Here is a 6,480-nt window from a genome sequence, read left to right as displayed (position 1 = left end):
GACAACGAACTGGACGACGACGACCAGTGCCAGCTGCGCCGGGTGATCCGCGCCGACGGCGGTTCACGGTCGTGGATCAACGGCCGCCCGGTCACCCTGACCCAGCTCGGCGAACTGGCCGGCATGCTGGTGGAGATCCACGGCCAGCACGACCAGCAGGCCCTGCTGGCGCGGCCTTCGCAGCTGGCACTGCTGGACGCCTACGCCCGCAACGAGGCCGAGCGCATCCAGGTCCGCCAGGCCGCCGCCCGCTGGCAGGCGCTGGTGGATGAGGCCGAGGCGCTGTCGCGCCAGGGCGACGTCAGCGACCGCATCGGTTTTCTGGAGCACCAGCTGGGCGAGCTGCAGCGCGAGGACCTGGAGCCGGCTTCAATTGCCGGGCTGACCAGCAGCCATCGCCGCCAGGCCCACGCCGGGGCCCTGGTCACCGCCTGCGATGTGGCCGCCGCACGCCTGAATGGCGATGACGACAGCGCCGTGCTGCAGCAGCTGCAGCAGACCCGGCACGAGCTGTCGCGCGTGGCCGAACACGACGCGCGCCTGGGCGAGGTGGACGCCCTGCTGGACGGCGCGGCCATCCAGCTGCACGAAGCGCTGGCCCTGCTCGACCGGGTGCACGGCGATCTGGATGCCGACCCGGAGCAGTTCGAGGACATCGAACGCCGCCTCGGCCGCCTGCACGACCTGGCACGCAAGCACCGGGTGCCGATGGAGCAGCTGGGCGAGCATCGCGACGCGCTGGAAACCGAAGTGGAGCAGCTGCGCGGGGCCGATGCCCGCCTGCAGGCGCTGGCCGGCGAGATCGACCGCGCGGCCGGGCAATGGCAGACCGTGGCCGCCACCCTCAGTGCCAGCCGCCGCACCGCCGCGGCCGAGCTGTCCGCCACCACCACCGCGCTGATCGGCGAGCTGGGCATGGGCGGCGGTCAGTTCCTGATCGAGATCGAACCCCAGACCGTGGCCAAGCCGGACCCGAACGGGGCCGAGCGGGTTGAGTTCCTGGTCGCCGCCAACGCCGGGCAGCCCCCGCGCGCCCTGCGCAAGGTGGCCTCCGGTGGCGAGCTCTCACGCATCTCGCTGGCCATTGAAGTAACCGCGCTGGACCTGGACGCCGTGCCGACCATGGTCTTTGACGAAGTGGATTCGGGGATCGGTGGCGCGGTGGCCGACATCGTCGGGCAGAAGCTGCGCGCCCTGGGCGAAAAGCGCCAGGTGCTGTGCGTGACCCACCTGCCGCAGGTGGCCTCCAAGGGCCACGCGCATTACCGGGTGAGCAAGGCCCCGGTGGACGGGATGACCCAGAGCGCGGTGGAGAAGCTGGACAGCAAGGCGCGCGAGGAAGAGCTCGCCCGGATGCTGGGCGGCGTGGAGGTCAGCAAGGAGGCGCGGGCGGCCGCGCGGAAGCTGTTGCAGGTGTAGTGCCGGGCCATGCCCGGCATCCGTGCACCGGGCGGACGGCCCGGTAATCCCGCCATGCATGGCGGGCCCGGTAGTGCCGGCCGCTGGCCGGCAACCACGCGATGCCACCGAAGGTCATGAGGTTGCCGGCCAGCGGCCGGCACTACCCGCGTAAATAACCGCTTCGCGCTTATTTACGCTTCTTGCGCACGTACAGCACCAGCGAGTGCTCTTCCAGCTCGTAGCCATGATCCGCTGCGATCTTGCGCTGCAGCTCTTCAATCTCGTGGCTTTCGAACTCGATGATCTTGCCGCTGTCGACATCGACCATGTGGTCGTGATGGCCGCCGCGGTCCAGTTCGTAAACGGCCTGGCCGCCTTCGAAGTTGTGCTTCAGCACCAGGCCGGCGGCCTCGAACTGGGTCAGCACGCGGTACACCGTGGCCAGCCCGATTTCATCCCCGTGCTCGAGCAGCTGGCGGTAGATGTCTTCAGCGGTCATGTGGTGCTGGGCGTTGCGCTGCTCCAGCAGGGCCAGGATCCGCATCCGCGGGTGGGTCACCTTCAGGCCGACTTTGCGCAGGTCGTTGGTTTCCATAAGTCTCCGTTCATTGGCGATTTAGCGCCAGCTGCCTCGGATTGGGTCGCGGCGACACGCGGGGAGTGTATCATCGACTGGATTTCCCCAAACGCCCTTTCCGATGCGCAATCTCCTGCTGGTCGCCGCCGTTGCCCTGTCCACCACCGGGTGCGGCATCATCTACAAGCAACCCATCTATCAGGGCAACCTGGTCCGGGAGCAGGCCGTCGGTCAGCTGCAGGTCGGCCAGAGCAAGCAGCAGGTCAATGCCCTGCTCGGCACCCCGTCCATTCCCGACCCGTTCCACGCCCAGCGCTGGGACTACACCGCCACCGAGCGGACCAACCGGGTGGGCCGTACCGAAGTGAAGAACTTCACCGTGTTCTTCGAAAATGACCTGGTCACCCGCTGGGAAGGCGACTTCTTCGCCACCCGCGACGCCCAGCTGGCCCAGGACACCGTCCGCCAGTTCGGCCGCAATCTGGCCAAGGACAAGAAGAAACAGCGCGGCCGGTAATGGGCCGTTGACGGTTTCATGGGGTTGCCGGCCAACGGCCGGCACTACCTGATCGCCCGGTAATGGCTGACCCAACGCAGCGCCCCGTAGAGCCGGGCTTGCCCGGCTGATCCGACCGCAGACCGAAAAAGAAGTTACCGCGCAGCGCGCCGCCGTCGGTTGTCCTTCGGGTCAGCCAACAACGGCCTGAGCAGTTCCACCCGGTCGTTGTCCTCCAGCACCTGGGCAGGCCGGGCCAGCAGCCCATGCACCGCCACCGCCGGGCAGTCCGCGCTACCGGGCAGGTTCGCCGCCGCAATCGCATCGGCCACGGTTGCCCCTTCGGCCAGCTCCAGCGCCCGGCGTTCCACCCGGTCCGGCCATGCCAGCACCACCTCGACGCGGATCACGTCTCAGTCCTGGCTGTCGGCAACGCGGATGAAGTCGTTGACCATGCGGTCGGCTAGGCCCTGGAAGCCCAGTGCCAGTGCGGGCCCGAGCAGGCGGCTGGTGGGTTCGAAGTCCAGGGTGAGGGTGACCTTGCAGGCATCTTCGGCCAGCGCATGGAACTCCCAGCGGCCATGCAGCTGCTTGAAGGGACCATCGCGCAGCTTCATATCAATATGGTGTGGCCGCTGCAGGCTGTTTTCGGTCATGAACCAGGTCGAGAACGAGCCCAGGCCCAGGTCCAGCCGCGCCACCACCCGGTCCGGGCTGGATTCCAGGACCTGCGAGGCCGAGCACCAGCGGAACCGGCGCGGATAGGCCTCGACATCATTTACCAGGTCGAACATGCGGGCGGCGGAATGTTCAACCAGGGCACTGCGGCGGATGGTAGTCATACGTTGGCTTGGCTGACGAATCGACCACGGACGGCCGGAATCGGAGACAATAGATAAATGAGCAAGAACAGCGCCAAGGATAAAGCAAAGAACGCGACGGCCAATAAAACCATCGCGCTCAACAAGCGTGCCCGCCACGAGTACCACATCGAAGAGCGCTTCGAGGCCGGCCTGGCCCTGCAGGGCTGGGAGGTCAAGTCGATCCGCGCCGGGCGCGGCAACATCGTCGACGCCTACGCCTATGTGAAGTCCGGCGAGATCTACCTGATCGGCGCGCAGATCACCCCGTTGATCCAGGCCTCCACCCATGTGGTGGCCAACGACCGCCGCGAGCGCAAGCTGCTGCTGCACCGTCGTGAGATCGACAAGCTGATCGGCAAGGTCGAACGCGACGGCTTCACCATCGTCCCCACCGCGATGTACTGGAGCAAGAACAAGATCAAGCTGGAAGTGGCACTGGCCAAGGGCAAGCAGACCCACGACAAGCGCGACGCCGCCAAGGACCGCGACTGGGCCATTGAAAAGCAGCGCGCCATGCGTCGCGGTAATCGCGACGCCTGAGCCTTGATGTCCCATCCCTCACATTCCAACGGCAGGAGCCGCGCGTGACCCAGACCCCTACTCCGGCCGACTTGCAGGCAGACATTGCGGCATTTGAGTTCATCTTCACCGAATTCAGCCGCACCATGGAGCCGGCCGCCCTGCTCAAGGTGCTGACCTACCTGCTGCGCAACGCCCAGCGCGAGGCAGCTGAAACCGACACCCCGCAGCTGCAGGCCCGGATCACCCGCCTGCAGACCCTGCTGGCCCAGGTGGAACCGGAAGCCCAGCGCCAGATCACCGCCCTGAAGCACGAGAAGAGCAACCAGCGCCGCGAAAAAGCCCGTCACCGCGCCGAAAACCTGCGCCAGCGGTAATTGCCTCCGCGCGCGCCCGAAAGGTGACTGTTCAGCCTTTTTGGCGTAGCATTTCCGCCATCGGGTAGGGCCTCTGGCCGGTTTCGACCATCCAGCAGCCCGAAAGCCTTGCAAGAACTGAAGAGACCGGGGGTGCATTGGTTTCGACGGGGGTTGTGAAGTTACCTGGTGCATGCCGAGGGGGCAGCTTTCCTCGTAAATCCAGCGGCAAAACTCTAGTTGCCAACAACGACAACTACGCTCAGGACTTCGCTGTCGCCGCCTAAAAAACGGCTTCACCGTTAGTCCCTCGGCCAACTAAGGCAGAGCCCCGAACCCACTTGTGTCCATGCTCGTCGGTGTAGGGTCATTATCATGGAATCGGCTGTGGTGGCTGCCCGTCAGTCACGGCCTAACCTAAAGCGGGCTGATCCTGGGGTGCGTTTCGCACACCGTACTGCTTCAGGACGACACCAAACGGTGAGCTAAGCATGTAGAACTGGGGATGGAGTGCCTTCGGACGGCGGTTCAATTCCGCCCACCTCCACCAACACAGGTTCGAAAGAACCTACAAGAAGCCCGGAATTCCGCGAGGAGTTTCGGGTTTTTTGTTTGGGGCCCTTCAGCCCTGAAATGGTTCGCGATGCTCGGCGGCGGTTGAACATTGTTGCAATATGCATGTAAATATTGACATTTACATACAATACGCAACATGATCAATTTATGGATACCTCGCATCAGATCATTCTCAACCTGGCCTCCCGGTGCGGACTGATCCGACCGCGCGATCTTGACGCACTTGGACTACCCACCGTCGCACTCACCCGGCTGGCACGACAAGGGCTGCTTGCGCGCGTCGGTCGAGGCCTCTACGCCCTTCCGGACCGTGTGATATCCGAACACGGGGCACTGGCTGAAGTTGCACGCAAGCAACCCCGGGCGATTGTCTGTCTTCTGTCCGCACTGCGAGTGCATGAGCTGACTACACAGTCGCCATTCGAAGTCTGGATCGGCATCCCGAATAACGCCCGCACCCCGAAGATGGACTACCCCCCTCTTCGTGTAGTGCGATTCTCAGCACCGGGACTGACAGAAGGAGTAGACCAACACCAAATCGATGGCGTGCCGGTGCAGGTAACCAACGTCCCTAGGACTGTGGCGGACTGCTTCAAGTTCCGCAACAAGATAGGGCTGGATGTGGCGCTGGAGGCACTTCAGGAAACATGGCGTGCAAAGCGAGCAAGCATGGATGACCTCTGGCGCTACGCTACGCTCGGCCGCGTGGCCAATGTCATGCGGCCGTACATGGAGAGCCTTTCATGAATGTTCCTAATGTCGGCGCATCCGTTCGTGCTCGTCTGCTCAACCGAGCCCGGGAGACCCAGCAGGAGTTCAACCTGATTCTCACGAGGTACGCCATTGAACGCCTGCTCTACAGAATCAGCATTTCGCCGTACGCCGATCAATTCCTTCTGAAAGGTGCCCTGCTCTTTGACCTCTGGTTTGCCATTCCCCATCGGCCGACGCGAGACGCTGATTTCCTTGGTTTCGGCCCATCCGAGATATCACGCATTGAAGGTGTTTTCAAAGAACTGTGCGCTATGGAAGCAGCCGATGGCGTCGAGTTCACACCAGAGTCCGTAAGGGCATCAGAGATACGCAAAGAGGCCAACTACAACGGCATTCGCGTCATCATGATCGGCTTGATCGATGGGGCCCGCAGCCATGTGCAGATCGACATTGGGTTCGGTGATGCAGTGACCCCTGCCCCGGAAGAAGTTGACTACCCGGTCATACTTGACGGCTTCGCATCCCCGAAGATCCGCGTGTATCCGCGCTATACCGTAGTGGCAGAGAAGTTTGAGGCACTCGCGTCGCTCGGCATAGCAAACAGCCGTATGAAGGACTACTTCGATCTTTGGGTACTCTCGAAGCAAAGCGACTTCCACGGCGACACCCTTCGCCAAGCGCTCTACGCGACTTTTGACCGCCGAGGCACTCCCTTGACCGGAAGCGCCCCACTGGGGCTCACCGAAGCCTTTGCCATGGATACTCAGAAGAAGACGCAATGGCAGGCGTTCCTGAGAAAGAACGGACTGGATGCTCTGGAGCTGAGCGACGTTGTTGCAGAACTCAATGCGTTCATCATGCCGGCAGCCGCTGCGGCCCATGCGCAGCTGGAGTTTGATTCCCATTGGCAAGCCAGCGGACCGTGGTCACAACACGACGTGACATGAACAACTGCCCGTCACAATAGCGCGTCAGGAT

Annotated in this window: 9 protein-coding genes and 1 other RNA gene; 7 read left to right on the top strand and 3 right to left on the bottom strand. The window is 63.5% G+C overall.

What is annotated here, in order from left to right:
* Positions 1-1,419 (top strand): DNA repair protein RecN (locus RT551_RS16545; protein ID WP_313460654.1); only part of this gene is annotated, 1,419 nt, incomplete at its 5' end.
* 169 nt (positions 1,420-1,588) lie between these two features.
* Here RT551_RS16545 and fur read toward each other — a convergent pair.
* A complete protein-coding gene (gene fur / locus RT551_RS16540; protein ID WP_282294801.1) occupies positions 1,589-1,996 on the bottom strand; it encodes a ferric iron uptake transcriptional regulator in 408 nt (135 codons plus the stop codon).
* Positions 1,997-2,099: 103 nt separating this feature from the next.
* On the opposite strand from fur, the gene bamE reads away from it, so the two are divergent.
* Positions 2,100-2,495, top strand: a complete 396-nt coding sequence (gene bamE / locus RT551_RS16535; protein ID WP_311190933.1) for an outer membrane protein assembly factor BamE — start codon at positions 2,100-2,102, stop codon at positions 2,493-2,495.
* 134 nt (positions 2,496-2,629) lie between these two features.
* On the opposite strand, the gene RT551_RS16530 is transcribed toward bamE, so the two are convergent.
* Both RT551_RS16530 and RT551_RS16525 read right to left on the bottom strand, forming a co-directional pair.
* Positions 2,630-2,884 carry an RnfH family protein gene (locus tag RT551_RS16530; RefSeq protein WP_313460653.1) on the bottom strand — a complete coding sequence of 85 codons (255 nt, stop codon included), beginning with the start codon at positions 2,882-2,884 and terminating at the stop codon, positions 2,630-2,632.
* Positions 2,885-2,887: 3 nt separating this feature from the next.
* Positions 2,888-3,316 carry a type II toxin-antitoxin system RatA family toxin gene (locus RT551_RS16525; RefSeq protein WP_125358826.1) on the bottom strand — a complete coding sequence of 143 codons (429 nt, stop codon included), beginning with the start codon at positions 3,314-3,316 and terminating at the stop codon, positions 2,888-2,890.
* A gap of 57 nt (positions 3,317-3,373) precedes the next feature.
* Between RT551_RS16525 and smpB the strand changes: the two genes are divergently transcribed.
* From smpB to RT551_RS16500, 5 genes are all read left to right on the top strand, one after another.
* Complete coding sequence (smpB, locus tag RT551_RS16520) at positions 3,374-3,877, top strand: SsrA-binding protein SmpB (protein WP_125358828.1); 504 nt, start codon at positions 3,374-3,376, stop codon at positions 3,875-3,877.
* Between the two features lie 44 nt (positions 3,878-3,921).
* On the top strand, positions 3,922-4,233 hold the full coding sequence (locus tag RT551_RS16515; protein WP_313460652.1) for a hypothetical protein: 312 nt from the start codon (positions 3,922-3,924) through the stop codon (positions 4,231-4,233).
* 128 nt (positions 4,234-4,361) lie between these two features.
* Positions 4,362-4,762, top strand: a transfer-messenger RNA (tmRNA) gene (gene ssrA, locus RT551_RS16510).
* Positions 4,763-4,935: 173 nt separating this feature from the next.
* Positions 4,936-5,535: a type IV toxin-antitoxin system AbiEi family antitoxin domain-containing protein gene (locus RT551_RS16505; RefSeq protein WP_313460651.1), complete on the top strand. Its 600-nt coding sequence runs from the start codon at positions 4,936-4,938 to the stop codon at positions 5,533-5,535.
* On the top strand, positions 5,532-6,449 hold the full coding sequence (locus RT551_RS16500) for a nucleotidyl transferase AbiEii/AbiGii toxin family protein (RefSeq protein WP_313460649.1): 918 nt from the start codon (positions 5,532-5,534) through the stop codon (positions 6,447-6,449). Before RT551_RS16505 ends, RT551_RS16500 begins: the two co-directional genes overlap by 4 nt.
* The last annotated feature ends 31 nt before the right edge of the window (positions 6,450-6,480 follow it).

It is taken from the genome of Stenotrophomonas sp., assembly GCF_032103445.1.
Lineage (GTDB): Bacteria > Pseudomonadota > Gammaproteobacteria > Xanthomonadales > Xanthomonadaceae > Stenotrophomonas.
Note: the sequence above shows the minus strand (reverse complement) of the source record. Positions and strands in the feature narration are given on the sequence as shown.